The following is a 25,020-nucleotide window of genomic DNA, read 5'->3' as shown; positions in this document are numbered from 1 at the left end:
TCCCGGAGGGGAGAACCGCTGGCGGCGCGCAAGTGACCGCCAGCCTGGGGACGAGGCCACAGCGCGTTCCCAGTCCTCGACAATGCTGGGATTCGGCTTCTTGCGAAGTCAGTCACGGGCGCGACGGCCGAGAAAGTCGGCAATTGCGACACGACGCGTCCGCAGCTATAGATGCCCCGGTAGGCACCGCCCTTCATGCTGAAACATTGGAGCGCGCGCATGGTCTTCCGCACCGCCGGAGCCATTCGTGACGTCTCGGAAGGAGATTGAGCGATGACAGAGATCGCTGATCACGGTGTCCGCTTCGGACGCATCGCCGCGATGCTTCCCGTAAAAGATATCGGTCGGGCAGTGGACTTTTATAGCGGCGTGATGGGCTTCACCAAGGTGTTTGAGAACGGCAACCCGGTCGGCTTCGTTATCCTGAAGCGTGATGCCGCCGAACTGCATCTGACGCTGCAACCGAACCACGAAATCCCCAACTTCAACGTCGCTCATCTCATGGTCGACGATGCGGATGCTCTCTATACGCTGTGCCAGGCGCATGGCGCGCGGATCATCAAGAGGCTGCAGGACAAAGACTATGGCCTGCGCGCCTTCGTGTTCGAGGATCCAGATGGCAACCGTATCGATGTCGGGCAGGTGATCTAGGCCAACGCAAGAGCCGGGCGCATCGTGCGTTCGGTCTCTCTGGCAGGCGGGACACCCGTGCTTCGCCTGCTTGGACCGGAGAATGTCCGCACCCGATCCATTTCGCTATCGGGTAAATCGCAAGCCTGTCGACCGAAGCTGTCCATCCTGTTTCCAACCGCACCCGTTGCCGGGCAACACAAAGCCCCGCACCGGAAAGAGCTCCGGTACGGCGTGGACTGGCTGGGAATAGGCAGGCGGCGGTTATAGTAGATAGGGATTGTCAGGCGGTGCAGCCTGCCCGATCGCATCGAGATCTCCGCCCTTTCGGGCCGACAGGAGCGTCTCTCGGCCTTTCCGATGCGGCGGATCGCCAGCCCCGACGACTTGCGACCCCTCTTCTGCAACCATCATCGAACGCCGGACTTTCGACCAGTTTTGTCAGATCCGGTTCGCGACCCGGCTCCCTGTCCAATGACGCCACCAGTGTGCGTCAGATCATGGATGCGGGGATGGGCGGGGACAATACGGCGGGCAAGCGCCTGAGATCGCTTCGAAGTTTCCTGCTACGCAAGAAAATTATCCGCGCAACGACCGTTCGGCCTCGATCATCGCAAACCGCAACGTCTCTGCGACGAAATCGCTCTTGCCGCCGGTGTAGATATCCCAGTCGCCATTGGCCTTTGCGGCAAGGTGACGTTTCAGCGCCTGATACTCGGCCGCCTTTTGCGGGTGGCGGCGGAGGTGGTCGCGAAACAGGATACGGTTACGGTGAGCCGGATTACTAGGTGTGCAGAGATAGAGGCGTAGGCCATAGCCCTCATGATCGCGGGTGAAGGGCCAGCGGCCGTCGCCGTGGGGATCGCCGTGAGCCCGGAAACCGGCAGATGGAAGCAAAGAGGCGACCGAATTACGTGCTGTTTCGTCCACCAGCACGGCATCGAGATCGATCTTCGGCTTCGCCGCCAGTCCAGGGACCGCTGTGCTGCCGATATGCTCGATCGTGAGGATACTATCCGCCGCCAGCGTCAGCAGTTCGCGTCTTGCGGCGTCGAAGAGAGCGGGCCATGCCGGGTCATAATCGAGAACCGTGATCGGCCGCATGCCCCCCACCTCCGCGTCAGCCGATCTCGGCCAGAAACGCGTTCAGCGCATCGATGATCCTGCTTCCGCCTTCTTCCAGCGAACCGCTGTTGTCCAGGTCGACCACGTCGTAATCGCCGCGCACCGTCAGGGGGCCGCGTGCGAGCCTGGCCATGATGTCTTCATGCGTCTCGCGGCCGCGAGCCTCCAGGCGGCTTGCCAACACCTCGGCGGTCGCTGTCACATTGATGACCTTGAGCCGCGGGAATACGGCCTTGAAGTGGTGGAGCGCCGAACGCGAACCGTTGGCAATAACCAGATTCCCTTGTGCGAGCGCGACCGACACCTCAGCCGGAATGCCATATTTCAAGCCGTGCGCTTCCCACCAGACCGCGAAGTTTCCGGCCTGCTCCATCGACGCGAAACCCTGGGCCGACACGGCGAGATGCTGCTCGCCGCTGGCATGGGTGTGGCGGGTGATGACACGGCGGACAAAATGCACATCCGGGCGGCCCTGGAAGTGCTTGGCGGCGAGCGCCATCAGCGTGTCCTTGCCGGCACCGCTCGGGCCGACGACGACCACCATGATGCCGCGCTCCGTTCCCGGAACAATGTGAGGTTCGTGCGAGGGCATCATGCGACTCGGCGTCCTTCGCGCCACACGGAGCGAGTGACCGGAACGCCGTGGTCCCGGTAGACCCGCACGAGGTCAGCGCGCAGGCTAGGCGCGATCCGGCCACGGTCGTTGAGGTTGACGGTGCGCGCCGGCGTCGACGTAACCATGGCGATTGCCTGCGGCAGCGAAATGCTCTCGACGTCGTCGGCCAGGATGAACGGCGCGTAGAGCAGGCTGAGTGGCACGTAATCCGACGACAACACGTCCAGCACGCCCCGCTCCGCAAGGTCGCGGGCCGCGATGTTGCCGGAGTGGGACTTGCCACGCACCACGTTGGGGGCGCCCATCAGGACGCTCATGCCATGGCCATGCGATGCCTTGGCCGCATCGAAGCTGGTCGGGAACTCAGCGAGGCGCACGCCGTTCTCGATCGCCTCGTCGACATGGGCGAGCGTGGCGTCGTCGTGGCTGGCAACGGTGATACCGCGCTCGGCGCAGACCTTGGAAATGGCCGTGCGGTGCGGCGTGGAATTGCGCTCGGATTCGGACACGCGGCGATCAACGAACTTTGCGAACTCGGCGTCGGAGAGGCCGCGCTTCTTCTGATAGTAAAAGATGTACTGGTCCATCGTCTGGAACTGGCGCTGGCCGGGAGCGTGATCCATCAACGAGACCAGACGGACATAGGGATCGTTTTCGAAATCGGCGAAGTGCTGCAGCACGTTGTCGGCGGAGACTTCGCAGCGCAGGTGGATCAGGTGCTCGGCACGCAGGCGACCTTCCTCCTCGGCCTTCTGGATCGCATCGGCCATCTCGCGCATTTCACCATGCTCGAAGCCGCCGTCTTCATCAGCACCCATGCGCAGGCAATCGAAAACCGTTGTGATGCCCGAGGTGACGATCTGGGCGTCGTGCGCCTGGATTGCCGCCGTCTTGTGCCAGCGCAGGCCGGGGCGCGGCGAATAGTGACCCTCGAGATGGTCCGTATGCAGTTCGACGAGACCGGGGATCAGGTAGTCGCCCTCGAAGTCTTCGCCGATATGAGAGCTGCCCGTCGAGATATCGGCGATCTTGCCATCGCGGACGAGGACCGATCCGTTGACGATCTCGTCTTCGAGGACGATACGCGCATTGGAAAAGACGGTTTCTTTGCTCATGGATCAGGTCTTTCAGCTTTCAGCGCCGGCAAGCGGCCACCAGGAATGAACTTTGAACGGGGCGCCCCGCGCCTCCTCGACGAATACGGCCAGGCCGGAGATTGCCAGCGGCCGGCCCGTGAAGGCCGAAAATCGCTCGGCCAGGATTTCCTTCATCACGCCCGATCGCTCGGGTGGCACCTTGCCGGTCAGGGTCATGTGGAAACCGAAGTCATCCATGACGTAGGGATAGCCCCAGCGCAGCAGATTGGCCCTCTGGCTTTCCGTCAGCTCCTCCGGCTTGCGGCGCGCGACATCGGCCTCCGAGAGCGCGGCGCGGAACGGTTCGAAGGACTTTACCACCTTCGCAGCGAAATCCTGAAGCGGCGGATGCAGGAAACCGGGGATCAGCGCGAAAAAGCGGCCGAGCTGGCCGAGCACCAGTTCCGGAATCTCGAAAGCAGGCGTGCGAGCGGCAAAATCCTCGACGACCGGGATCAGGTCCTTCTCGGTCACGGAGGCCGCCAGGCTGAACGGCGCCTTGATGGTCGCGTGGAAGCCGTAACGCCGCGGATCGGCGGTCAGCTCGAACTGTTCGCCGGCCGGCATCTCCGGATATTCGGGAGCCGGATAAGTTTCGCCGGTGAAGGCATCGCGGCCAAGCCAGAGCGAAGCCGTGCCGTTCAAAGGATGATCCTTCGGCGGCGTGAAATAGAGTGCGTAGCGCAAGACGCGTATCCTGGGAAATCGTTCCGAAAGCGGGCCGCAGTCTGCCGCGATTTGCACGGCAACTGCAAGGCCGGTTTCCGGCTAAAAGATTTCCGTGACAGAATGATGATGGCCGAGGCCGATACTCACATTTAATGTGTCTTCGTTCCCATCAGCCGGTGACGCAGGGCGTTCGAAGCCATGTCGAACAGGAACACCACCATCAGGATCAGAAGAACCATGTAGGCGACGTTTTCCCAGTTTGCGTTGGTGCGCATCGATTCCCAGAGCTTGAGGCCGATACCGCCCGCGCCAACGGCGCCGATGATCGTCGCACCGCGGACGTTCGATTCCCACTGGTAAAGCGTCTGGCTGACAAAGACAGGAACGATCTGCGGGATGATGCCGTAGCGGTGCGTGAGCATCGTGGACGCACCTGTCGACTTGATGCCTTCGCGCGGCTTGTTGTCGATATTCTCGAGGCCTTCGGAATAGAGTTTGCCGAGCGTGCCGGTTTCCGTGAGGAAGATCGCGCCGGAGCCGGCGAGTGGACCGGGGCCGAAGGCGCGGGTCAGAAACAGCGCCCATATCAGCATGTCGACCGAACGCAGGAAGTCGAAGGAGCGCTTCAGGACCTGATTCAACAGCCTGTTCGGCGTGATGTTGCGCGCCGCCAGGAACGCGAGCGGGAAGGCTGCCAGCGCACCAAACAGGGTGCCGAGGAAGGCCATGACAATGGTCTGGAAAAGCTTTGTCCAGACATCGCCATGCTGCCAGGCGCTGTTGTGCCAGATATTGTCGAAAGCAAGCGACAGATTGGATTGACCGGGCTTCAGTTCCGGACCCGAAACGATCAGGCTCAGGACCTCGCCGGCCGGCTTGTCGAAGAACGGCGATTGAGTGTCGAAGACGAAATTCGCCCAGCCGAGGAAGCGCTTGCGGATCTTTACGCGGTCGGCGGAGATGCTGACGTCGCCGGCAAAGCCGAGATCGGCAAGAACGTTGTCGTCATAGACTGTCATCCAGCTCGGGACGGGGCCCACGACCTTCGGCGCACCGCTCGACAGTTCGACCGGGACAGCGATGCCGTGGGCCGTGACGACGGCTTCGGTCTTCGAAACCGTGACCGTGCGGCTCTCGCCACTCACCGAAACCGAGACGCTGCCATCCGGGTTGTTGACCACCCAATCGGGATGCGGGTTGTCGCCCAGCGGCGAGAAGCGCGGATACTTGACGGTGATGCCGGTATCGCCGATGCGGAATTCCGGCTGGACGTCGTAGCTTACCCACTGGCTGAGATAGAGGCCGACACGTTCCCAATGCGCTTCGGCCAGCAGCTTCGGCAAGTCGAAGAACCAGGTGGCGTAGACGCCATAAAGCAGCGTCGCGATGACGATCATCAGGCCGCCGAACCGCTGACGGAAGGAACGTTTGAAGTAGTCCGGATAGCGGAGTTCGATTTCATGCATCCGGTTGGCGTCGATCACCGTCATGGCGGACCTCAATGCTGCAGAAGGAAGGCATGCTCGCCGACGAGGCGGCGGCGCAGCCATGCGGAGAACTGGTCAACCGCGACAATGGTGATGAAGAGCAACAGAACCAGTGCCACGGTCTTGGCACCGAAACCGCGCGAGATGGAAAGCTTCAGCTCCTCGCCGATACCGCCGCCGCCGACGGCGCCGATGATGGTGGAGGCACGGACATTGACCTCCAGGCGAAGCAGCGCATAGGACATGAAATTCGGCAGAACCTGCGGCAGCGCGGCAAAGCGGACGCGCTCGGCCCAGCTGGCGCCGACGGCCTTCATGCCTTCATCCGGCTTCATGTCGATATTCTCGACGACTTCGTAGAAGAGCTTTCCAAGTGCGCCGATCGTGTGAAGACTGACGGCGATGATGGCGGCGACCGGACCGATCGAGAGGATCGCGGCAAAGAGGCCGGCGATTACGATCTCGGGAAAGGCGCGCAGGAATTCCATCAGGCGCTTGACGACGATGCGCAGCGGCGAAGAAGGCGAAAGGTTGCGGGCTGCGAGGAAGCTCATCGGCACGGCGAAGACAAAGCCGATGATGGTCGAGACCAGCGCGATGTTGATCGTGATGATCATCAGCTCGAAATATTCGGGGATGTAGAAGCTGCCCCATACAGGCACACGACCGAGCGCGAAATTGTATTCTTCGCCGGTCTGGTGGCTCGGGCTTTCGATATCGAACAGCGCCCGCCAGACGTCGTTCCAGTCCTTCGGAACAAGCCAGCTCACGAAATCGAAGAGGTGCGGAAGGCGTTCGAAGAAATGGCCGGCATTGCTTTCGTCCGCGAACTTCACGGAGCTGACGAAAGCGACCAGGAGGATCACCAGGCCGAGACCAGTGTAGAGGCGCCGGCGCGCCACCATCTTGCTCCACGCCTCGCCGATTTCATGGGCGCTCTGCTGCGGTTGCTGCGCGCGGTGCGTCTGGGAATGGGGATCGGCAAAGGTCATGAAACGATGTCCGCTTTCTTGGCAGGAAAAAGGGCGGCCACAAGGGCCGCCCCTCTCGATCTCAAGATCGATCAGCCGCCGATGGCAGCCTTACGAGCGTCGATGATCGCGTTGTAGAAGTCAGGCTTGACCTTGGAGTAGCCCTTGAAGTCGCCGCCTTCGATGGCTGCGAAGCACTTGGCGTCCTTTTCCGGAAGCTTCATGAAGAAGTCCGTGAGCTTGGCCTGCCACTCGGTGCCGAGTTCGTTGCGAACGACGAGCGGGCCGTTCGGGATCAGCGGCGAGCGCCATACTTCAACGAGCTTGTTCGGATCAACGGTGCCCTTGTCGACAGCCTTGCGGAAGGTGCCGGAGGTGTAGCCGTCCTTGAAGTCGCCGATGCCCGAGCTATCGTCAACAGCAACGTCGACCTTGCCGTCATAGGCAGCGAGAAGGTTGTTCTCGTGGCCGCCGTTGAACTGCGTCGAAGCGAAGTACTTGTCGTTCGGAACGCCGGTGTCCTTCGGGATCTGCGTCAGCGGGATCAGGTAACCAGACGTGGAGTCCGGATCGGCGTAGCCGAGCTTCTTGCCCTTGGCGTCCTTGATGTCCTTGATGCCGGCCGACTTCAGAGCGAGACCGATCGAGTAGTAGCCGGTCGAGCCGTCTTCCTGCTGCGTCGTCAGGATCGGGGTTACAGCCTTCGGATCCTTGATGTGGACGGCTGCGTAACCGGAAGCACCGAGTTCTGCGAAGTCGAGCGTGCCGCCGAGGAGACCCTGGATAACGCCGTCATAGTCGGCAGCCGGGAAGAGCGAAACCTTCTCGAAGCCGAACTCCTGCTTCAGGTGGTCGGCAAGGCAGGCGTAGTTGCGAAGACGGTCGGCTTCGTTTTCGCCGCCGAGGATACCGACGCGGAATTCCTTGAGGTCGGCAGCATGCGAAACGCCAGCGAGCGCAAACAGCGCCGTGGCGGCAAAAAGTGCTTTCTTCAACATGGTTCTCTCCTGATTGACCGGGGTCTCCGGCAATTCTGTTTAAGAAGAAGTGTGCCCATAACGCAGGCTTACGATCGAGGCCGCCCCTCTCAGAGACCGGCCAGCGCCAGCGGTTGCAAGCCGGCGGATTGTTGCGCGGCTGCGGCCGCGGGAATGTTGATCGAGGTCGACGTCATCGTTTCGTCGATGCCGGCGCCGTTCTTGTCGGTGCCGTAGATCTGCTTGACGGCTTCCGCCGTCAGTTCGGACGGCTTGCCATCGAAGACGACGCGACCGGCCGACATGCCGACGATGCGCTCGCAGTAATTGCGCGCGGTGTCGAGCGTATGCAGGTTGGTGACGACGGTGATGCCTTCACGCTCGTTGATGTCGCGGAGTGCATCCATGACGATCTTGGCGTTCAGCGGATCGAGCGAGGCGATCGGCTCATCGGCGAGCAGCATCTTCGGGTTCTGCATCAGGGCGCGGGCAATGGCGACGCGCTGCTGCTGGCCACCCGACAAGGTGCCGGCCATCTGCAGCGCCGTCTGCTCGATGCCAAGACGCTCGAGGGCGGCAATGGCGTGAATGCGCTCTTCGCGGCTGAAGACGCCGAGCAGGCTCATTGTCGTCGAGCGGTGGTTGAGGCGGCCGAGCATGACGTTCGTCAGCACGTCGAGACGCGGCACGAGATTGAACTGCTGGAAGATCATCGCACAGTCGCGCTGCCAATTGCGCAGTGCATGGCCACGCAGACGCGAGACTTCGACGCCTGCGAAATGGATCGAGCCTGACGTCGGCTCCTGCAGGCGGTTGATCATACGCAGCAGCGTGGACTTGCCCGCGCCCGAGCGGCCGATGATGCCGACCATCTGTCCCTGAGGAATATCGAGCGTCACGGAATCGACGGCAGTCTTGGTTCCGAAACGGCGGGTGACATTCTTCAGTTCGAACATCATGCTCTTCCTCATAGTCCAGGTGCGATATGGGGCAGTGCATTAGTCCCGGTTCATGAAGCTCCAATGTCAGTTTTGTGTAAGGACTGTCATAATCGAGGCTTTGGTGGATAACGAAACCCGCCGGCTTGCCTGCAGACAAGGGCCTGCTGGTCGGCGTCTCGCCTCGCGATTTCAACCCCCGGCCTGTCGCCGTTGACGGTTGACCGGACCGCCAGTCGATGGCAGGCAATCCGGGACCCGACGATAGTGGAGCAAAGCGATGGATCAGACACTCTTCAAAAGCCTGTGCAAAGGCGGCAAGTTCAAAGAGGCACTCGCTCTCGCCACCCGCGGACACGAGGACGAGAAGTTCACGCCCAGCCGCTTCTCGATGGACAAGAAGACCGGACTGCCGATCTTCTACCGCGGCAACAAGCGCGTCGAGCCCGATGAGAACGGTGAATGGCAGCTGGCGAAGAACCCGTGGGCGTGAGGGCCGAAGCCAACAGTTGATCGCGGCAAGTTACGCGCCGGCAGCCCCTACCGGAAACCGCACCGCCGCGGCCGGACCAGCCTGAGTCAACCGTTCACCGGGTACCTTTGCCACGCAACGACAGGCGGCCGCGCTCGGCAAGCTCATCCGCGCGCTCGTTGCCGGCAAGGCCCGAATGGCCCTTGCACCAGGCGATGGTCAGCAGGCGATTGCGAGACAGCTGGCCGTCGATCGCTTTCCAGAGATCCGGATTTGCGATGGTTCGGCTCCGGGCCTTCGCGTTGGCACTTATCTTCTTCCAGCCGTTGTTCTTCCAGATGTGGCGCCACTGATTGCAGCCTTTGACGGCGTAAGCCGAGTCGGACCATACGACAGCAGCTTCCTCCGTGGCGTTGGCGTTGATCCAGGTCACGGCTTCGAGCAGCGCGATCAGTTCCGTCGTATTGTTGGCGGTATCCTTGACGCCGCCAAAACCGCAGGCGACTTCCGCATCGTCGCGATGGACCACGAACGCCCAGCCACCCTCGCTTGAAACAGGTTCGTAGCAACCGTCCGCGAAGACGTAGAGTTCTTGCCCGGCAGCGACATTTTCAGGGAGGAGGACAGTGTCGGGGTGGTCGGTCATTTGCGCCTTGTGGATATCCATCCGCGAAGGACGGATCGCGGAGGCTCGGTCTTACGCCGAGCCGTCCGGAAAGCCAGACCTATTCGGCAGCAGCCAGAAACACCGCGTTCTCTGACGAAGATGCAAGGGCGCGAACCCTGGCTTCCGTCCTGGCGATCAGCCGATAGAACTCGTCTGTCGCTTCGACATCGAGCTGGATGACGGCATTTACGTCGTCCGGGGTATCGCAGACGCAGGCGACCGCCGATATCGGACAGATGCCACCCGGATACCGCTTGCCGGTTCCCGTGTAGGCGCGACGACCCCACTGTTCCGAATAGACCGTTTCCTCACGCTCAAGCTGCAGGATCGTGCCCTTGCAGGCCGTCACGATCGCAGCCTTGCCGTAAGCGAACCAATGATAGTTCAGCTTGCGCAGAATATATTTGCCAGTGATATCTTCGCCGGCCAATTCCGCCGGATCTTCAATCATTCTGATCATGATGACTTCCTCAAGATCAGCCTAATATCCATGAAGTACGTTTATCAGACAAGTCGGAAAAGGTTAGCTTTTGTAAAGACTTAGTCACAATGTATTTCCGATTCTTACAGGAATTGGCATTCGCGCAAGCTCATCCACGGCCAAACGGGTGGTATCCTTGCGGCAAACAGGGGTCGCCTCCGGCTCTTCCCTAGCAGAGACAGACGCGACTATTGTGACAACGGGGTGCGCCGATGCTTCGTCGGCTGCAAGTTTTAGCGCCCGGGCGAGCCGCGAATAGCGGTGATCGGCCGGCCGCTTTTGGGCGGCCAAGCTCCGGGGCGCCCGATCATGCTTCGTAGCGGGCGAGGAAATCTTCGGCGCTCAGCGCGCGGAAATCGGCCAGGGCAACGCGCAGGCGATCGTGCTCCCAGTCCCACCAGGCGAGCTTGTCCATCCGTTCGCCGACCTCTTTCGGGAAGCGTTCGCGGATCAGCTTGGCCGGGACGCCGCCGACGATGGTGTAGGGCGCGACATCCTTGGAGACGACGGCACCGGCGCCAATGACGGCGCCATTGCCGACCGTGACGCCGGGCAGGACGGTGGCGCCGTGACCGATCCAGACGTCGTGGCCAATGACGACGCGGTTAGAGCGGCGCCATTCGAAGAAGTCGGTCTCCATATCGGCATCCGGCCAATAATCGGCGGCGCGATAGGTGAAATGGTGCAGCGTCGCGCGCCAGGTCGGGTGGTTGGTGGCATTAATGCGCACCGATGCTGCGATGTTGACGAACTTACCGATCGTCGCGCACCAGATGGCGCCGTCCTGCATGACATAGGAATAGTCGCCGAACTCGACCTCCTCGATGCGGCAACGCTCCGAGACCTCCGTGAAGCGGCCGAAGGTGGCGTTCTTCACGGATGCCGATTCATGGAAATAAGGCTCGAGGCCAATCTTGCGGCTCATGCTGCGATTGCCTTTCGCGGCGAGAACTTCTGGACGTCGAGAATGCGGTCGGCGACGGCTTCGCGCACTTCCTCATCGTGGAAGATGCCGAGCAGGGCGACGCCCGCCTTCTTCTTCTCCTCGATCATGCCGACGACGACGGCGCGGTTCCTGGCATCGAGGGAAGCGGTCGGCTCGTCGAGCAGCAGGACTGTGTGATCGGTGATGAAGCCGCGGGCGATGTTTACGCGCTGCTGCTCGCCGCCGGAGAAGGTGGCTGGCGGAAGCTGCCAGAGCGCTTCCGGCAGGTTCAGCTTCGCGAGAAGGTCTGCCGCCTTTTCGCGTGCCGTTTCCGCCTTCTCGCCACGGGCAACCAGCGGCTCGGCAACAACGTCGATCGCCGCGACGCGCGGCACGGTGCGCAGGAACTGGCTGACATAGCCAAGCGTATCGCGGCGCACGGCGATGACGGTGCGCGGGTCGGCTGTTGCCAGATCGACGATCTTGTCGTGATGCTTGATGAGGATCTGGCCGCTATCGACGGCGTAGTTGCCGTAGATCATCTTCAAGAGCGAGCTCTTGCCGATGCCCGACGGGCCGCCGAGCACGACGCATTCCCCGCAGGCAACGGAAAAGGATACATCCGAAACGACCGGCAGCTTGATGCCGTCGCGCAGGTGCATGGTGAAGCTCTTGACGACTTCAGAAACAACGAGTGGCGTTGCCATGATTTCTTTCCTTAGTTTCGCTTGCCGCGGACACCGGTAGCCGGAGTCAGAACGGCATTCGCGATCAGACCTGCAGGATGGAGGAAACGAGGAGCTGCGTGTACGGCTCGCGCGGATCGTCAAGCACACGATCGGTCAGCCCCTGCTCGATGACATGGCCATCCTTCATCACCATCATGCGGTGCGACAGCAGGCGCGCGACGGCAAGGTCGTGGGTGACGATGATGGCGGCAAGACCAAGATCGTTGACGAGCCCGCGAACGAGATCGAGCAGGCGGGCCTGCACCGACACATCGAGGCCGCCGGTCGGCTCGTCCATGAACACCAGACGCGGGCCGGTCACCAGATTGCGGGCGATCTGCAGGCGCTGCCGCATGCCGCCGGAGAAGGCCCGCGGCTGGTCGTCGATACGACCCTCGTCGATCTCGACGCGCTGCAGCCAGTCGACCGCGGTGGAGCGGATATTGCCGTAGTGGCGATCGCCGATCGCCATCAGGCGTTCGCCGACATTGGCGCCGGCCGAGACCGTCATGCGCAGACCGTCAGCCGGATTCTGATGCACGAAACCCCAGTCGGTGCGCATCAGGAAGCGGCGCTCGGCCTCGTTCATGCGATAGAGGTCGCGATAGGCGCCGTCGCGCATGTGGTATTCGACGCTGCCGGTCGTCGGCATCAGGCGCGTCGAGATACAGTTGAGCAGTGTCGTCTTGCCTGAGCCGGATTCACCGACGATGGCGAGCACTTCGCCGGGCCAGAGCTCGAAGGAGACATTCCGGCAGCCGATGCGGTTGCCGTAGAATTTCGAGACGTCATTGACTTTGAGAAGCGGGGTGTCGCTCATTCGGCGGCCTCCTGATTGGGTGCCAACATCTCGCCGGCATGCCCATGGGCGCGGCGGTCTTCGCAATGGTCGGTGTCGGAGCAGACGAACATGCGCCCGCCCTTGTCATCGAGGATGACCTCGTCGAGATAGACCTCCTCGGCGCCGCAGAGCGCACAAGGCTTGCCGAAGCGCTGGATCTCGAAGGGGTAGTCGTCGAAATCGAGGCTGACGACTTCGGTATAGGGCGGAACCGCATAGATGCGCTTCTCGCGCCCTGCCCCGAAGAGCTGCAACGCGTCCGACATGTGCATTTTCGGATTGTCGAACTTCGGCGTCGGCGACGGATCCATGACGTAGCGGCCGGCAACCTTGACCGGATAAGCATAGGTCTTCGAGATGCGGCCGTTGTGCGCGATGTCCTCGTAGAGCTTCACATGCATGAGGCCATATTCCTCAAGCGCGTGCATCTTGCGGGTCTCGGTCTCGCGCGGCTCGAGGAAGCGGAGCGGCTCCGGGATCGGAACCTGGTAGACCAGCACCTGGTTGGCCCCGAGCTTCTCTTCCGGGATGCGGTGGCGGGTCTGGATGATCGTCGCGTCCTTGGTGTGCGTCGTCACCGCGACATTCGCAACCTTCTGGAAGAAGGCGCGGATCGAGACGGCGTTGGTCGTGTCGTCGGCGCCCTGGTCGATGACCTTGAGGACATCATCCGGCCCGATGATCGAGGCCGTGACCTGCACGCCGCCGGTGCCCCAGCCGTAAGGCATCGGCATCTCGCGCGAGGCGAACGGCACCTGATAGCCGGGAATGGCGATCGCCTTCAGGATCGCGCGGCGGATCATGCGCTTCGTCTGTTCGTCCAGATAAGCGAAATTGTAGCTGGCTAGATCGGTCATTCCGCAGCCTCCTTCATCGTGTCATCGCCGCCGACGCGGTTGGCTTCGAATTCGTTGCGCATGCGGCGAACCAGATCGAGTTCCGCCTGAAAGTCGATGTAATGCGGCAGCTTCAGATGCTCGACGAAGCCGGTCGATTGAACGTTGTCGGCATGCGAGATGACGAATTCCTCGTCCTGTGCCGGAGCCGTGATGTCTTCGCCGAGTTCTTCGGCGCGCAGTGCTCGATCGACAAGCGACATCGACATTGCCTTGCGCTCGCTCTGGCCGAAAACCAGGCCGTAGCCGCGGGTGAACTGCGGCGGCGCCTTGGACGAACCCTTGAACTGGTTGACCATCTGGCACTCCGTCACCTGGATGGTGCCGAGCGAGACGGCGAAACCAAGTTCGGGAACATCGAATTCGACCTCGACTTCACCGATGCGGATTTCGCCGGTGAAGGGATGGTTGCGGCCGTAACCGCGCTGGGTCGAATAGCCGAGCGCCAGCAGGAAGCCTTCGTCGCCGCGGGCCAGCGCCTGCAGGCGCAGATCGCGGGTCATCGGGAATTCCATCGGCTCGCGCGTCAGGTCGCCGATCTCGTGATCCTCGGGCATTTCGCCATCGCCCTCGATCAGGCCTTCCTGTGCCAGAATTTCCGAAACGCGCATGACGCGGCCGGATTCGGCATCGCGAAGTGTCGGCTCCTCGACGGCTTCGTCTGACAGCAGCGAAGGGTCGAGGAGGCGATGCGTATAGTCGAAGGTCGGACCGAGCAGCTGGCCGCCCGGCAGATCCTTGTAGGTGGCGGAGACGCGGCGCTCGATCTTCATGCGGGCGGTATCGACCGGCTTGCTATAACCGAAGCGCGGCAGCGTCGTGCGATAGGCGCGAAGCAGGAAGATCGCCTCGATCATGTCGCCGCGCGACTGGCGGACGGCGAGAGCGGCAAGCGTGCGATCGTAGAGCGAGGCTTCGGCCATGACACGGTCGACGGCCAGCGCCAGCTGCGCGACGATCTGGTCGATACCGATAGCCGGCAACGAACGGTCACCGCGACGGCGATCCGCCAGCAGGCGATGGGCGTTGGCAATGGCGGCTTCGCCCCCTTTGACAGCAACATACATGGGTCACATCTCCGTTGCGGTGATCTTGGTGGTGCGCGGCAGGCAGACGAACCGGCTGCCCGAGGTCAGCACGATGTCGATGCCGCGCGGGAAGAGGGCGCGGTTCTCCGTCCAGAGGCGCAGGAAGGTGTCGGGCAGGCCAAGCGGCGCGATATCGGTGACCGTCTTGATGCCAGGGCCCATGAGCGCCAGCTTGCGGCCGCCTTCGATATCCGCCAGTTCGATGACCAGTGTCGTCGAACGGTCAGGATACTCCTGGGTGCCGGCGGCAAAGAGACCGAAGGACGACAGAGGCGTTCCGGCTTCGACGAAGGCGAAGCGCGCTTCGGCCTTCTCCGGCGTGACAGGCGCGCCGGTGTGGAAGCCGAGCCATTGCGGCACGGCGGATTTCGCGAGACCTGATGACAGCCAGACCGGGGTATCGTGATCGCAGAGCGTCAGCGCGATCGCGCCTGCCGCAACGCCGAGGGGGGCCGGCGGCAAAGCATCGGGGGAAACCGTCTGGATCGTGCCCGGACGCGCCATCGCATCCATCATCAGCTTGAAAACCCGCTGGGCGTGGAAGACCGGCTCGGCAAAGCCACCAGTCAGAACTTCCGTCTTGAGGCTCATCAGTCGTCTCCGCGAACCATGGTGAAGAAATCGACGCGGGTTGCTGCCGTCTCATCGGCCTTGCGGCGATCGGCATCCGCCACGCGTGCGGCGACCGGCTGCAGCAGCGCCTGCTCGACGAAGGATTGTGTGGTCTGCTCCTGCCAGAGGGCGTCGAAGATGGCGGAGAGCCGGGCCTTCTCACGATCGGTGCCGAGCGCCTGGGCGTGACCGACTGAGCCCGAGGCAAGGCGCACGGTGGCGCGGGTCACCGTCACCTCACCGAGGTTGAACGGCGCACCGCCGCCGCCCATCCGACCCCGGACCATGACGAGGCCCGTTTCCGGTCCGCGCACAGGCTGGACCGCCGGCTTTTCCGCCAGCTTGTCCCAAGCCGCGACCAGCTCCTGCCGCTCCGCACGCGCAAGCAGGTCGACGACGCGCTTGCGCCCACCTGCCCCCGGCTCATTCTTTTCCGCTAAGGTCATCGCCACATCCTTTAAATGTTTATTGATATAGACAACTATACAAGATATGGTTACGCTTAAATCGGCGACATGACAAGCGTGTGACATCAAGGGGTAAAATGGCGGGGCAGGTACAAAGACAGACGGGCGTGGCGCTGTGGCGGCAGATCGCCGACCGCATTCGCCAGGCGATCAGCGCCGGTGCCTATGACGAGACCGGCATGGTGCCGCCGGAGACGGTGCTGGCGCTGCAGTTCGGCGTCAACAGACATACAGTCAGAAGCGCGATCGCTGCCCTTGCCCAGGAGGGTATCGTGCGCGCCGTGCAGGGGCGCGGCACGCTGATCGAGCGCAAGGAGCGGCTGAACTTTCCGATCACCAAGCGCACCCGGTTTACAACAGGGATCGGCGAGCAGGCGCGCGAGATGCGCGCACTGCTGCTTTCCCATTCGGAGGAGAAGGCTGACGCGGACGTGGCGCGCGGGCTGAAGATCCGGCCGGGCGAGCCTGTCGTGCGCATGGAAACGGTGCGCAAGGCCGATGGCCGCCCGGTCTCCTGCGCGACGGCGTGGTTTCCGGCCGCGCGCTTCGGCGGCATGCCCGACGCCTACAAGCGGACGGAATCGATCACCAAGGCCTTTGCGGAGCTTGGACTATCCGACTACGTGCGCGCGACCACCGAGATCACCGCCGTCCATGCCGATGAGGCGGATACCGCAGCACTCGAACTGGCGCCCGGCGCGATCCTGCTGATCACCAAGGCCGTCAACACCGACCTCGAAGGCGTGCCGGTGCAATATGCGATCAGCCGGTTTGCGGCCGACCGCGTACAGTTCACGATCGAGAATTGAGAGGGCGCGTCTGAAAACCTGGCGTTGATCAGCCGCCCTCGCCCGACAGTCACGCGCTCGGCTCAGCGTCAACCGGCTTCGCGCTCGCAGTGGGAATACAGCAAGATTGTGCGGGCTGTTCCGCAAGCCAGCGATCGCGCGGCTTGCAGCTCGCCGGCCGCGGCGACAGGTCGACGTGCACGGTGCCGTCGCGCAGCACTGGCATCGCGGCGCGGTAAAGCTGCATCGGTTGAACGCCGTCGCTGACTTCGAATGTCAATTTGGCTGAATCGTCGATCTTCACGGCCTCAGTAACCTTGCGGATGATCGCGAGGAATTTGCCGGCAGGCATATGGGTACGGTCGTCCTCCTCGATATCCCAAAGCTGAACGAAGATCTCCGTCCATGCTTCCCGGTTGGCACCGCAGTCCAGCGCCGAGAACTGGCCGGCCTTTACCTCGGTGACATGATAGCCCGGCTTCACCGGTCGTCCGTCGTAGTAGAATATCAGCGGAAAATCGTTGGCGCCCGTAAGCACGCCGAGTAGCTGGCAGAGCGTGATATCGTCTTCCTGAACTTTGCTATTGTCGATCGTATCCATCTGCGTTATTCCTAATTTCAATTATTCAAGGATTGTTGAAATATGGATCAACGTCAAGCCCTCGTTGCGTTCGGCGCGCTATCTCAGGAAACCCGCCTGCAAATCATCCGCATGCTCGTGGTCGCCGGCCCAAAAGGCATGGCGGCGGGCGCAATCGCAGAACAGGCGGAGGTATCGCCCTCCAACATCTCCTTCCACCTGAAGGAACTGGAACGCTCTGGCCTGATCGCGCAACAGCGAGAATCCCGATCGATCATCTACACCGCAAACTACGAGGCGCTCGGCGGCCTGGTTCGCTTCCTGATGGAAGACTGCTGCTCCGGACACCCGGAAATCTGCGCGCCCGCCGCCGAGGTTGCGGCCTGTTGCGCCCCTAAGATGGAGGAGGAACTGCAATGACCACCGACCGCACCTACAACGTGCTCTTTCTTTGCACCGGCAATTCCGCTCGCTCGATCCTGGCCGAATCCATTCTCAACACGGAAGGCAAAGGCCGGTTCAAAGCGTATTCGGCCGGCAGCCAGCCGAAGGGAGAGGTCAACCCTTACGCATTGAAGGAGCTGCAAGCGCAAGGCTATCCGTCGACCGGATTCCGTTCGAAGAACTGGGACGAATTCGCCGCGCCAGGCGCTCCGGAGATGGACTTCATCTTCACGGTCTGCGACAGCGCAGCCGGCGAGGCCTGTCCGGTGTGGATTGGCCATCCCATGACTGCTCATTGGGGTGTTGAGGATCCCGCTACCGTCGAAGGCAGCGAAGTCGACAAGGGCCGCGCCTTCGCGCAAGCCGCCCGCTTCCTGAAGAATCGTATCACTGCTTTTCTGAGCCTGCCGCTGTCCTCGATCGACAAGCTTGCGCTGGAAACGCACCTGCGCCAGATCGGCGCCCTCGAAGGCACCAGCATCCGGCAGCCCAAGGCAAGCTGATGGCCGGGTTTGATCTGCCGCGCCGGCTGGTTGCAGAAGCGCTCGGGACAGCGATGCTTGTCGCAACAGTGGTCGGCTCCGGCATCATGGCGGCATCGCTCACCCAGGATGTCGGCCTGGCACTGTTGGGTAACACGCTGGCGACGGGCGCGATCCTGGTGGTATTGATCACCATCCTCGGCCCGATCTCCGGCGCCCAATTCAATCCTGCGGTCTCGCTGGTTTTCGCTCTCTCCCGCAGGTTGCCGAAGCGCGACTTTGGGGGATACATCCTGGCTCAGATCGTCGGCGGCGTGGCTGGCACGATCGCCGCTCACCTGATGTTCGCCCTGCCACTTGTTGAAATGTCGACCAAGGTCCGTACCGGCGGCGCGCAGTGGTTTTCAGAAGGCGTTGCAACGTTCGGGCTGGTGGCGGTGATCCTCGCCAGCGTCAAGTTCGAACAAAAAGCAGTGCCCTGGCTGGTGGGGCTCTACATCACGGCCGCCTATTGGTTCACTGCCTCGACCTCGTTCGCCAATCCCGCCGTCGCTTTGGCACGATCGTTGACCAACACCTTCTCCGGGATCCGTCCGGTCGACCTGCCGGGATTCTGGCTCGCCGAGATTGCCGGAGCGGTCGCCGCCCTCATCCTGTGTACTTGGCTTCTGCGGCCAAGTAGTGCTCAGACCGGCAGAGCCTAAATTTCACGCCCAGCCGCGTGCAGAAAGGCGACCGTGGATGGAGGCATCAGCGACCGGGCTCGAAGTCGGTGGAGACACTGAGATCCCGCCAGGCCACATGCTCCTTGGCTCGCACCGCATCGTTCTGCTCGACGCCGCGCACCGCATCGCTGCCGAGCAACAGGCGCAGCGGTGGTTCAGCGAGAGCGGCGACATGGATGATTACCGTGGCCGCCTTTGCTGGATCGCCCGGTTGTTTGCCGTTGTAGTCGCGCTGGTAGCGGGCCATCTTGCCGACGGTGTCTTCGTATTCCGGGCGCCCTTCTCGGAGCGTGGTAGAGGCGCCAGCAAAATCGGTCCTGAAGCCGCCGGGCTCGATGATCGTCACCTTGATGCCGAGCGGACCGACTTCCCGGGAAAGCACCTCCGAGAAACCTTCGACGCCCCACTTTGCGGCCGCATAAGGCGCGCGGCCGGCTGGGCCGATGCGGCCGCCGACGGAGGAAAACTGGATGATGTGACCGGAACCCTGCTCGCGCATCAGCGGCAGCGCCGCCTTGGTGACGATGATTGTTCCAAACAGGTTGGTTTCGATCTGGGCGCGGAAATCGGCAAGGCTGGTATCCTCGATCGATCCGACGTCGCCGTAGCCTGCATTGTTGACGAGCACGTCGAGGCGTCCGAACGTCTCAACCGCTGCCTTCACGGCTGATGCGGCCGATTGCTCGTCGGTCACATCAAGAGGAATCGTCAAGACATTGGCGGGGTAGCGGTGCTTGATATCCTCTAGCTGCGATGGATCGCGCGCGGTCGCGACCAGCTTGTGCCCTGCCGCCAGCACCGCTTCCGCAAGCGCCCTGCCGAGGCCGCGAGAGCTGCCTGTAATCAACCAAACCTGTGACATCCAAAATCTCCTTGATCCGTCGCAAGACCATATAGGCAAGTCGGTTTCATCTTGAAAGAAGGCACCCGCAGGAGCTATACATACCTAATGGTAACTGACCTGGACGATGGTACATTCGATTTTTGCGAGACACTGACCGACGCGCAGGATGCGCTGGCCCGCGAGATGCTGGAGCGCGCCAGCGCAAAGTGGCCGCTGCGCGTCATGCACATCCTTGCCGAGGCCAAGGCCCCCTTGCGCTTTTCGCGGGTTCTGGAGCGGGTCGAGGGGATCAGCCAGAAGGTGCTGACGCAGACACTGCGGACGCTCGAAAGCGACGGGCTGGTGACGCGGACGCTCTACCCACAGGTGCCGCCGCGGGTGGAGTATGAACTGACGCCGCTCGGCGGCGAGCTTCTGGTGGAGGTGGTGACGCTCTGGCAGTGGATCGCCAACCGCCTGCCGGATTTCGAGGCGGCCCGAGCAAAGGCGCCCCGGGCGGGAGCCACGTCAAAGAGCTAGTAAGCTGGTGGCGACAAGGCTGGAAAGCGCCGCGCAGCCGGACGTGCGAGGCGCAATCGATATCAATGCGCGCCGGACATATCGCCAAGCACTTCCTTGGAAGCGACGGTCGAGTCGGCGTTGAGCTTGTAGACCATCGGAACGCCGGTCGCGAGGTTCAGCGCCAGGATCTGTTCCTTGGTCAGACGGTCAAGAACCATGACCAGAGAGCGCAACGAGTTGCCGTGGGCGGCGACCAGCACCTTTTCGCCGCGCAGGACGCGGGGCAGGATTTCGGTCAGGTAGTACGGCCAGACGCGGGCGCCGGTGTCGCGCAGGCTTTCGCCGCCCGGAGGCGGAACATCGTAGGAGCGGCGCCAGATATGGACCTGCTCTTCACCCCACTTGGCGCGGGCGTCGTCCTTGTTGAGACCGGAGAGATCGCCGTAGTCGCGCTCGTTCAGCGCCTGATCCCTGAAGGCCTTGAGGTCCGGCTGACCGACGTTGTCGAGGATGATCTTCAGCGTGTCCTGGGCGCGCTTCAGATCCGAGGTGAAGGCGACGTCGAACTTGATGCCGTAATCGGCGAGCGCCTTGCCGCCGGTGTTGGCTTCCTGAATGCCGAGTTCGGTCAGATCAGGGTCCTTCCAGCCGGTGAAAAGGTTCTTGAGGTTCCAGTCGCTCTGGCCGTGGCGAACGAGGACGAGAGTGCCGCTCATGAAAAATGCCTCCGAAAAAGATTACTTTGAAGAAAGCCCGAGCACGTCGAGCATGGAATAGAGACCGGGCTTCTTGTCGCGCGCCCAGAGCGCTGCCTTGACGGCGCCGCGGCCGAAGATCGAGCGGTCGGTGGCGCTGTGCGACATCGTTACGGTTTCGCCCTCGCCGGCGAAGATCACCGAATGCTCGCCGACGACGGAGCCGCCGCGCAGCGTCGCAAAGCCGATGGTGCCCTGCTCGCGCGGGCCGGTGTGACCGTCGCGCACCCGCACCGAATGCGAGGCGAGGTCGATGCCTCTGCCCTTGGCCGCCGCGTCGCCAAGCAGCAGTGCGGTGCCTGAGGGTGCATCGACCTTGCGCTTGTGATGCATTTCGAGAACTTCGATATCCCAGTCGGCAGGTTCCAGGGCACGAGCCGCCTGTTCGACGAGGACGCTGAGCAGGTTGACGCCGAGGCCCATATTGCCTGATTTCACGACACGGGCGTGACGGGCAGCAGCCGCGATCTTCGCGTCGTCGTCGACCGAGCAGCCGGTCGTGCCGATGACGTGGACAATGCGTGCCTGGGCCGCCAAGGCGGCGAATTCCACCGTGCCGGCGGGCGACGTGAAATCGAGAACGCCTTCGGCATGGAGAAAGGCCGCCAGCGGATCATCGCCGATGATCACGCCATTCGGGCCGAGACCGGCAATTTCGCCGGCGTCCTTGCCGAGGAAGGGCGAGCCGGTGCGCTCGACGGCGGCATGCAATGTCACGCCGTCAATGGCGTGAATGAGACGGATGAGCGTCTGCCCCATGCGCCCTGCTGCGCCAACCACCACCAGTTTCATCGCAGCATCGCTCATGTCAGTCGATCATCCTATTGTCAGCGGGCATCGGAGGCGGCCGGCCTCTGCAGATTGTTGAGTCGAGCGTAGAGACCGTCGCTGCGCCGCGCAAGGCTGTCGTGGTTGCCCTCTTCGATGATGCGGCCCTGCTGCATGACGACGATCTTGTCGGCGCGGACGACGGTCGAAAGACGGTGGGCGATCACGACCACTGTGCGGCCGACCATGGCCTCATCGAGCGCCTTCTGAACGGCCGCCTCGGACTCGGTGTCGAGCGCCGAGGTCGCCTCGTCGAGCAGCAGGATCGGAGCGTTGCGGACCAGCGCGCGGGCGATGGAGAGCCTCTGGCGCTGACCGCCGGAGAGCGTCACGCCATTCTCGCCGACCGGCGTGTCGTAGCCCTGCGGCTGCGCAAGAATGAACTCATGCGCATAGGCCAGGCGGGCCGCGCGTTCGACGTCCTCGTCGGTCGCCTCTTGGCGGCCATACCGGATGTTGTCGCGAATCGTGCCCTCGAAGAGGTACGGCTGCTGGGAAACATAGGCCAGCTGCTCGCGCAGCGACTGCTTCGTTACGTGCGCGATGTCCTGACCATCGATCAGAATCTGACCGGCCTTCGGATCATAGAAGCGCGGAATGAGGGTGATGATCGTCGACTTGCCGGCGCCGGACGGACCAACCAGCGCCGTGGTCTTGCCGCCTTCGGCGAAGAAGCTGACATCGCGCAACACTTCATCCTCGCCGTAGGCGAAGGAAACGTTGCGGAATTCGATTTTGGCGTCCGTGACGACGAGCGCCTTCGCGTCCGGCACGTCGCGCTGATGCGGGACCGTGTCGAGGAATTCGTAGATCATGCGGGCGTTGACGACAGCGCGCTCCATCTGCACCTGCAGGCGCGCGAGGCGGCGTGCGGGATCGTATGCGAGCAGCAACGCTGTGACGAAAGAGAAGAAGGCGCCCGGTGGAATGTTGTTATAGATCGTGCCGTAGGCGGCATAGGCAAGGACGCTGGCGACCGCGAGGCCGGCAAAGCTTTCCGTCAGCGGTGCCGTCCGTTCCGACAGGCGGGCGATCCGGTTCGCGCGCCGTTCTGCGCTCTCGACGAGCCTGTCAACCTTGCCTTCCAGCTGGCCTTCCATGGTGAAGGCCTTGACGATAGCGATGCCCTGGATCGTTTCCTGCATCGCGCCTGCGACATGGTTGTTTACGTGGATCGCGTCTTTTGTCGCGGTACGAAGCCGCTTCGACACATATCGCAATGCGTAAAGAAGAGGCGGCGCCAGAACAAACACCGCGAGGCTCAGCAGCGGATCCTGGATGATCATCACCGCCAGCAGCGAGACGAACGTCAGAAGGTCGCGCACGGTCGAGGTGATCGTCAGGTTCATCACATCGCGAATGCCGCTGATGTTTTGATTGAGCTGCGAAACGACGTGGGCCGAGCGCGTCTGGTTGAAGTAGCCGAGCGACAGCTTCATCAGGTGCGAATAGGCACGCTGCTGATATCGCGCCACGATATTGTTGCCGATCTTCGAGAGCACCACCGCCTGGCCGTAGCTCGCGAAACCGCGCGCGACGAAGGCAATGAAAATTGTAAAGCAGATCGCCCAGACAATATCCGCACGCCGGTTCTGGAACGCCTCATTGACGACGGACTTCATGATCCAGGCGGTATACGCCGTCGACAGGGCGACGATGACGAGGCAGGTGATCGCAAAAACATAGCCCCACAGATGATCACGGCCGTTTTCCGCGAGGATGCGCTTCAAGATGCCGGTGATGCTGTCGCTGTTAACGGGCGTCTTCTGGGTGTCGGGTGATTGCAAAAATCAGTCTTCCTGTGTGTCAGGACACGCGAGCCCTCATGACTGCGTGCGCTCGCGCGGCTCTATAAAGAGTTGACGGCCTTTTGACCAGAGCCGTTAGGCCCGCCAGCGACGGCCGTCGGTCGAGACCCCGAAACTCTCGGGCTTGCGGGCATACGACGACAGCCCGGCAAGAGCCGCGAGGGGGTGCGTTACGACATAGGTCGGGATCGTCGCCAATAGCTCGGAATGCGGCGCCTTGTCCTCGAACGCCGCGCGAAATTCCGGTTTCTTCAGTGCTGGAAGGATCTTCTGCGGGATGCCACCCGACAGAAACACGCCGCCGCGGGCCATGAAGATCATCGCCATATCGCCGGCAACGCGGCCGAGATAGGTAGAGAACAGGCTGATCGTCTCGACGGCAACGGCGTCGGAACCGGCCAACGCATGGGAGGTGATGTCCGCCGGATCGGAATAGACCGGGGCAATGCCATCCGCCGTGCAGATCGCCCGGTAGAGATTGACGATGCCGCGGCCGCAGAGGATCTGCTCGGCCGATACTCGGCCTTCGATCGTTTCCACATAGGGGAAGATCTGCAGGTCGCGTGCGGTGCGCGGCCCGAGATCGACGTGGCCACCCTCGCCTGGCACGGGGATCCACGCGCCACGTGCATGCACGAGCCCGCCAACACCGAGACCGGTGCCGGGGCCGAGGACGAGACGCGAGGCGATCATCTCGCCGGACGCGTCGCCCAGCTGCTCACGATGTTCGTCAGAGAGATCCGAGATTGCGAGTGCCTGTGCCTCGAAGTCGTTGACGACAAGAACGTCCTCGATACCGAGACCGTCTATCATCGTTCGCGGACGCACGACCCAGTCGCAGTTCGTCAACGGAATTTCGTCAGCGCTGATCGGCCCGGCAACGGCCAGAATCGCCGAACGCGGCCGCAGGCTGCTCTTTTCCAGAATGCAGCTGCGGATCGCATCATCGATCGTCTCAAAATCGGCGGTGCGGACATTGGGAAAATGGATCTGCTCTGCCTCGGCATCCGGAATAATGGAAAAACGGGCATTGGTGCCGCCGATATCGCCGATCAGGATCGGAAAGGGCATGACGGTGTCGCTGGTGTCGAGTTGCATGGCAGTTTCCCTGCGAGGCGCTTTCAAGCGCCGGTTACGCGTGAAGGGTGGCAATAAGCTTGTCGGCGGTCGCCTCGTTCAGCGCCATCGGGATATCGTAGACGATTGCAAGCCGCATCAAAGCCTTGACGTCGACATCATGCGGCATCGGCGTCAGCGGATCGACAAAAAAGATCAGAGCATCGACTTCGCCGGTCGCAATCAGGGCGCCGATCTGCTGGTCGCCGCCGAGCGGGCCGCTTTTCAGGCGGGTTACATCGAGATCGGGAGCGGCCTCCAGCACCCGGCCGCCCGTTGTACCGGTGGCAACGATCTTCCAGTTCGCGAATGTCTCGCGGTTGCGGCGGGCAAACTCCGCCATGTCGTCCTTCTTCTGGTCATGCGCAATCAATGCAAGGCACTTGCCGCCGGCCATGAAAAGGACCTCCGCCTGAAAATTCA

General features: G+C 62.3%; 31 protein-coding genes. 7 read left to right on the top strand and 24 right to left on the bottom strand.

Annotated features, from left to right (window positions below; genetic code table 11):
• Positions 1-273: 273 nt before the first annotated feature.
• On the top strand, positions 274-651 hold the full coding sequence (locus tag FHT97_RS15810; RefSeq protein WP_183863494.1) for a VOC family protein: 378 nt from the start codon (positions 274-276) through the stop codon (positions 649-651).
• Between the two features lie 558 nt (positions 652-1,209).
• On the opposite strand, the gene FHT97_RS15805 is transcribed toward FHT97_RS15810, so the two are convergent.
• The 8 genes from FHT97_RS15805 to phnC form a co-directional block, all read right to left on the bottom strand.
• Positions 1,210-1,734, bottom strand: coding sequence for a GrpB family protein (locus tag FHT97_RS15805; protein WP_183863492.1), 525 nt, complete (start codon positions 1,732-1,734; stop codon positions 1,210-1,212).
• 16 nt (positions 1,735-1,750) lie between these two features.
• Complete coding sequence (phnN, locus tag FHT97_RS15800; RefSeq protein ID WP_183863490.1) at positions 1,751-2,350, bottom strand: phosphonate metabolism protein/1,5-bisphosphokinase (PRPP-forming) PhnN; 600 nt, start codon at positions 2,348-2,350, stop codon at positions 1,751-1,753.
• On the bottom strand, positions 2,347-3,486 hold the full coding sequence (locus FHT97_RS15795; protein ID WP_183863488.1) for an alpha-D-ribose 1-methylphosphonate 5-triphosphate diphosphatase: 1,140 nt from the start codon (positions 3,484-3,486) through the stop codon (positions 2,347-2,349). The genes phnN and FHT97_RS15795 overlap by 4 nt, the downstream gene beginning before the upstream one ends.
• 12 nt (positions 3,487-3,498) lie before the next feature.
• A complete protein-coding gene (locus tag FHT97_RS15790) occupies positions 3,499-4,194 on the bottom strand; it encodes a DUF1045 domain-containing protein (protein WP_183863486.1) in 696 nt (231 codons plus the stop codon).
• Positions 4,195-4,325: 131 nt separating this feature from the next.
• Positions 4,326-5,666: a phosphonate ABC transporter, permease protein PhnE gene (gene phnE, locus FHT97_RS15785; RefSeq protein ID WP_183863484.1), complete on the bottom strand. Its 1,341-nt coding sequence runs from the start codon at positions 5,664-5,666 to the stop codon at positions 4,326-4,328.
• Between the two features lie 8 nt (positions 5,667-5,674).
• Positions 5,675-6,655, bottom strand: coding sequence for a phosphonate ABC transporter, permease protein PhnE (gene phnE / locus FHT97_RS15780; RefSeq protein WP_183863482.1), 981 nt, complete (start codon positions 6,653-6,655; stop codon positions 5,675-5,677).
• Between the two features lie 71 nt (positions 6,656-6,726).
• Positions 6,727-7,632, bottom strand: coding sequence for a phosphonate ABC transporter substrate-binding protein (phnD, locus tag FHT97_RS15775; protein ID WP_183863480.1), 906 nt, complete (start codon positions 7,630-7,632; stop codon positions 6,727-6,729).
• An 89-nt stretch (positions 7,633-7,721) separates the two neighbouring features.
• Positions 7,722-8,567: a phosphonate ABC transporter ATP-binding protein gene (gene phnC, locus FHT97_RS15770; RefSeq protein WP_183863553.1), complete on the bottom strand. Its 846-nt coding sequence runs from the start codon at positions 8,565-8,567 to the stop codon at positions 7,722-7,724.
• 262 nt (positions 8,568-8,829) lie between these two features.
• On the opposite strand from phnC, the gene FHT97_RS15765 reads away from it, so the two are divergent.
• Positions 8,830-9,042, top strand: coding sequence for a hypothetical protein (locus tag FHT97_RS15765; protein ID WP_183863478.1), 213 nt, complete (start codon positions 8,830-8,832; stop codon positions 9,040-9,042).
• A 94-nt stretch (positions 9,043-9,136) separates the two neighbouring features.
• On the opposite strand, the gene FHT97_RS15760 is transcribed toward FHT97_RS15765, so the two are convergent.
• From FHT97_RS15760 to phnG, 9 genes are all read right to left on the bottom strand, one after another.
• Entirely contained in the window at positions 9,137-9,667 is a 531-nt protein-coding gene (locus tag FHT97_RS15760; protein WP_183863476.1) for a ribonuclease H, read from the bottom strand.
• Between the two features lie 79 nt (positions 9,668-9,746).
• Complete coding sequence (locus FHT97_RS15755; protein ID WP_183863474.1) at positions 9,747-10,148, bottom strand: hypothetical protein; 402 nt, start codon at positions 10,146-10,148, stop codon at positions 9,747-9,749.
• Between the two features lie 328 nt (positions 10,149-10,476).
• A complete protein-coding gene (locus FHT97_RS15750; protein ID WP_183863472.1) occupies positions 10,477-11,094 on the bottom strand; it encodes a DapH/DapD/GlmU-related protein in 618 nt (205 codons plus the stop codon).
• Positions 11,091-11,801 (bottom strand): phosphonate C-P lyase system protein PhnL, encoded by a 711-nt coding sequence (phnL, locus tag FHT97_RS15745; protein WP_183863470.1) that lies wholly within the window; start codon positions 11,799-11,801, stop codon positions 11,091-11,093. Before phnL ends, FHT97_RS15750 begins: the two co-directional genes overlap by 4 nt.
• Before the next feature lie 64 nt (positions 11,802-11,865).
• On the bottom strand, positions 11,866-12,642 hold the full coding sequence (gene phnK / locus FHT97_RS15740) for a phosphonate C-P lyase system protein PhnK (RefSeq protein ID WP_183863468.1): 777 nt from the start codon (positions 12,640-12,642) through the stop codon (positions 11,866-11,868).
• Positions 12,639-13,520, bottom strand: coding sequence for an alpha-D-ribose 1-methylphosphonate 5-phosphate C-P-lyase PhnJ (locus FHT97_RS15735; protein WP_183863466.1), 882 nt, complete (start codon positions 13,518-13,520; stop codon positions 12,639-12,641). The genes phnK and FHT97_RS15735 overlap by 4 nt, the downstream gene beginning before the upstream one ends.
• Positions 13,517-14,626, bottom strand: coding sequence for a carbon-phosphorus lyase complex subunit PhnI (locus FHT97_RS15730; protein ID WP_183863464.1), 1,110 nt, complete (start codon positions 14,624-14,626; stop codon positions 13,517-13,519). The genes FHT97_RS15735 and FHT97_RS15730 overlap by 4 nt, the downstream gene beginning before the upstream one ends.
• A 3-nt stretch (positions 14,627-14,629) precedes the next feature.
• Positions 14,630-15,238: a phosphonate C-P lyase system protein PhnH gene (phnH, locus tag FHT97_RS15725; RefSeq protein WP_183863462.1), complete on the bottom strand. Its 609-nt coding sequence runs from the start codon at positions 15,236-15,238 to the stop codon at positions 14,630-14,632.
• Entirely contained in the window at positions 15,238-15,705 is a 468-nt protein-coding gene (gene phnG, locus FHT97_RS15720) for a phosphonate C-P lyase system protein PhnG (RefSeq protein ID WP_183863460.1), read from the bottom strand. Before phnG ends, phnH begins: the two co-directional genes overlap by 1 nt.
• Before the next feature lie 98 nt (positions 15,706-15,803).
• Between phnG and phnF the strand changes: the two genes are divergently transcribed.
• Positions 15,804-16,535 carry a phosphonate metabolism transcriptional regulator PhnF gene (gene phnF, locus FHT97_RS15715; protein ID WP_183863458.1) on the top strand — a complete coding sequence of 244 codons (732 nt, stop codon included), beginning with the start codon at positions 15,804-15,806 and terminating at the stop codon, positions 16,533-16,535.
• A 49-nt stretch (positions 16,536-16,584) separates the two neighbouring features.
• Here the strand turns inward: phnF and FHT97_RS15710 are convergent, their stop codons facing one another.
• The gene (locus FHT97_RS15710) at positions 16,585-17,115 is read right to left on the bottom strand and encodes a DUF6428 family protein (RefSeq protein ID WP_183863456.1); all 531 of its coding nucleotides are present in this window, start codon (positions 17,113-17,115) and stop codon (positions 16,585-16,587) included.
• Positions 17,116-17,157: 42 nt separating this feature from the next.
• Here FHT97_RS15710 and FHT97_RS15705 point away from each other — a divergent pair, with 42 nt between their 5' ends.
• The 3 genes from FHT97_RS15705 to FHT97_RS15695 are packed head-to-tail and all read left to right on the top strand — an operon-like array spanning position 17,158 to position 18,724.
• A complete protein-coding gene (locus tag FHT97_RS15705) occupies positions 17,158-17,514 on the top strand; it encodes a metalloregulator ArsR/SmtB family transcription factor (protein ID WP_183863454.1) in 357 nt (118 codons plus the stop codon).
• Positions 17,511-18,041 (top strand): arsenate reductase ArsC, encoded by a 531-nt coding sequence (locus tag FHT97_RS15700; RefSeq protein ID WP_183863452.1) that lies wholly within the window; start codon positions 17,511-17,513, stop codon positions 18,039-18,041. The genes FHT97_RS15705 and FHT97_RS15700 overlap by 4 nt, the downstream gene beginning before the upstream one ends.
• Positions 18,041-18,724 carry an MIP/aquaporin family protein gene (locus FHT97_RS15695; RefSeq protein WP_183863450.1) on the top strand — a complete coding sequence of 228 codons (684 nt, stop codon included), beginning with the start codon at positions 18,041-18,043 and terminating at the stop codon, positions 18,722-18,724. Before FHT97_RS15700 ends, FHT97_RS15695 begins: the two co-directional genes overlap by 1 nt.
• Positions 18,725-18,770: 46 nt before the next feature.
• On the opposite strand, the gene FHT97_RS15690 is transcribed toward FHT97_RS15695, so the two are convergent.
• Positions 18,771-19,607, bottom strand: a complete 837-nt coding sequence (locus FHT97_RS15690) for an oxidoreductase (protein ID WP_183863448.1) — start codon at positions 19,605-19,607, stop codon at positions 18,771-18,773.
• An 87-nt stretch (positions 19,608-19,694) separates the two neighbouring features.
• Here FHT97_RS15690 and FHT97_RS15685 point away from each other — a divergent pair, with 87 nt between their 5' ends.
• Entirely contained in the window at positions 19,695-20,108 is a 414-nt protein-coding gene (locus FHT97_RS15685) for a helix-turn-helix domain-containing protein (protein ID WP_183863446.1), read from the top strand.
• A 62-nt stretch (positions 20,109-20,170) separates the two neighbouring features.
• Here the strand turns inward: FHT97_RS15685 and FHT97_RS15680 are convergent, their stop codons facing one another.
• The 5 genes from FHT97_RS15680 to FHT97_RS15660 all read right to left on the bottom strand — a co-directional run bounded on the left by FHT97_RS15680 (position 20,171) and on the right by FHT97_RS15660 (position 24,994).
• The gene (locus tag FHT97_RS15680; protein ID WP_183863444.1) at positions 20,171-20,806 is read right to left on the bottom strand and encodes a 2,3-bisphosphoglycerate-dependent phosphoglycerate mutase; all 636 of its coding nucleotides are present in this window, start codon (positions 20,804-20,806) and stop codon (positions 20,171-20,173) included.
• Positions 20,807-20,827: 21 nt separating this feature from the next.
• On the bottom strand, positions 20,828-21,652 hold the full coding sequence (gene dapB / locus FHT97_RS15675; protein WP_183863442.1) for a 4-hydroxy-tetrahydrodipicolinate reductase: 825 nt from the start codon (positions 21,650-21,652) through the stop codon (positions 20,828-20,830).
• A 20-nt stretch (positions 21,653-21,672) separates the two neighbouring features.
• Positions 21,673-23,460, bottom strand: a complete 1,788-nt coding sequence (locus tag FHT97_RS15670; protein ID WP_183863440.1) for an ABC transporter ATP-binding protein — start codon at positions 23,458-23,460, stop codon at positions 21,673-21,675.
• A gap of 96 nt (positions 23,461-23,556) precedes the next feature.
• Positions 23,557-24,579, bottom strand: a complete 1,023-nt coding sequence (locus tag FHT97_RS15665) for a glucokinase (protein ID WP_183863438.1) — start codon at positions 24,577-24,579, stop codon at positions 23,557-23,559.
• Positions 24,580-24,613: 34 nt separating this feature from the next.
• Positions 24,614-24,994 carry a methylglyoxal synthase gene (locus FHT97_RS15660; RefSeq protein ID WP_037115063.1) on the bottom strand — a complete coding sequence of 127 codons (381 nt, stop codon included), beginning with the start codon at positions 24,992-24,994 and terminating at the stop codon, positions 24,614-24,616.
• Between the last annotated feature and the right edge of the window lie 26 nt (positions 24,995-25,020).

Source organism: Rhizobium sp. BK399, from assembly GCF_014194695.1.
Classification (GTDB): Bacteria; Pseudomonadota; Alphaproteobacteria; order Rhizobiales; family Rhizobiaceae; genus Rhizobium.
Note: the sequence above shows the minus strand (reverse complement) of the source record. Positions and strands in the feature narration are given on the sequence as shown.